Below are 1,935 nucleotides of genomic sequence, written 5' to 3' on the forward strand. Positions count from 1 at the left end.
GGGGGTGCCGGGGGACGCCCACTACGACGACCAGTTGCCCTGCTGGCTGCGCGGCGAACTCCTGCCCGCGGCCACCGACCGTCATCAGCCGACCCCGAACGAGGAGTACCCAGCGGCATGACCACGACCGTGTACCGGCAGCACATCGAGGGCTTCGGCACCGTCACGCTCGCACCCGTCGAACCCGACCGCGATCTGGATCTGCTGTACGGATGGGTGACCGAGGAGCGTGCGCGCTTCTGGGGGATGCGGGAGGCCGACCGGGCCCGAGTGCGGGAGATATACGCCCACCTCGACGCGCTCGACACCCACCACGCCTATCTCGTGCACCGGGACGGGCGACCGATCGCCCTCTTCCAGACCTACCGGCCCGAGGCCGACCCGATCGGCGACTGCTACGACGCCCGGCCCGGGGACATCGGCATCCATCTGCTGCTCGGCCCGCCCGATCCCCAGGTGACCCGGCGGCCCGGCTTCACCTCGGACCTGCTGACCGTGCTGATCGCCTTCGTGCTGGCCGACCCGGACTGCCGCCGCATCGTGGCCGAGCCCGACGCGCGCAACTTCCGGGCCGTGCGGCGGGTGGTGCGGACCGGCTTCACCCTCGGGCCGGTGGTCGAACTCCCGGACAAGGAAGCCCAGTTCGCATTCCTGGAGCGGCCCTGAGCGACGCGGGGGCGGGCCCGGCCCGAAGGCCCGACCCGCCCCTATCGGTGAGCTGCGGTGAGGTGCGGTCAGCTGCCGTACACGCCGAACTCCCACAGGGAGTAGCCGTACTGCGTCGCGCGTTGTGTCCCGTACACCCGGACATACCGCCCGGAGCCGGAGACATTGAGTGTCTGGTTGCCGCCGGTTCCGGTGGTCGTGGAGTAGATCGTGGTCCAGTTGGTGCCGTTGGCCGAGGTCTGGATCTGGAACGCCTTGCCGTAGGCGGCCTCCCAGTTCAGCTTCACCTGGTTGATGGTGTGCGTCGCGCCGAGGTCCACCTGGAGCCACTGCGGGTCACTGAACGCGCTGGACCAGCGGGTGCCGGTGTTGCCGTCGGTGGCCGCCGAGGCGGGGGTGCCGGCGTTCTCGGTGGAGGACGCGGTGGTGGTCTTGCCCTGGGCGAGGTTGGTGCCGGCCGGCGGGGGAGTGGTGGTGCCGCTGCCCGGGCCCTTGTTGTAGACCGCCACGTAGTCGATGTTCATCTGCCCGCCGCTGACGGTGGCCGCGTTCGGGCCGCCACCGAAGGCGTCGGGGAAGCCGCCGCCCATGGCCAGGTCGTAGATGATGAAGAACGGGTGGTCCACCGCGTTCGCCCACGTCGTCGCGTCCACCTGGGTGGAGTTGACGGTGAAGTAGTTGTTCCCGTCCAGGTACCAGCGGATCTGCTCGGGCGACACCGAGCGGTCGATCTGCACCGCGTAGGTGTGGTAGCCCGTCTGGCAGCCGCTGCAGGCGCGCTCGCCGGAGCCGATACCGGTGGTCTCGTTGCAGGGACCGCCCTGGCCCACCCCGCAGTGCAGCGTGCCGAACACCGAACTGCGGGAGTTGATGTCCTCCAGGATGTCGACCTCACCGGAGCCCGGCCAGCCCACGCCGGACCGCAGCGTCGAGCCGAGCATCCAGAACGCCGGCCAGTAGCCCGCGCCGTTGGCGGTGGTCAGGTTCGGCTGCTGGATCGAGGACTGCATCATCACCACACCGCCGGCAGGTGCCCCGAAGGTCGCCGCCTGCGTCTCGATCCGCCCCGAGGTCCAGCCCGAACGCGGGTCGGTGCCCGAGTGCAGCGCCTTCAGCACCAGGTGGCCGTTGCCGTCCTGGTAGACGTTGGAGGTGCTGTTGGTCATGGTCTCGATCTCACCGGTGCCGAAGCTGCTGCCCGGACCGGTGTCGTACTTCCAGTCGGCGCCGTTGACCCCGGTGTTGGCGCCGCCGGTGAGTCGTCGCTCC

General features: G+C 70.0%; 2 protein-coding genes. One reads left to right on the top strand and one right to left on the bottom strand.

Going from position 1 to position 1,935, the window contains the following annotated elements; translation table 11 throughout:
- The first annotated feature begins 117 nt into the window (after nt 1-117).
- Nucleotides 118-666 (top strand): GNAT family N-acetyltransferase, encoded by a 549-nt coding sequence (locus GA0115240_RS14335; protein WP_093737062.1) that lies wholly within the window; start codon nt 118-120, stop codon nt 664-666.
- A 68-nt stretch (nt 667-734) separates the two neighbouring features.
- On the opposite strand, the gene GA0115240_RS14340 is transcribed toward GA0115240_RS14335, so the two are convergent.
- A partial coding sequence (locus GA0115240_RS14340) for a discoidin domain-containing protein (RefSeq protein WP_093737063.1) occupies nt 735-1,935 on the bottom strand: 1,201 nt, incomplete at its 5' end.

It is taken from the genome of Streptomyces sp. DvalAA-14 (genome assembly GCF_900091855.1).
Classification (GTDB): Bacteria; Actinomycetota; Actinomycetes; order Streptomycetales; family Streptomycetaceae; genus Actinacidiphila.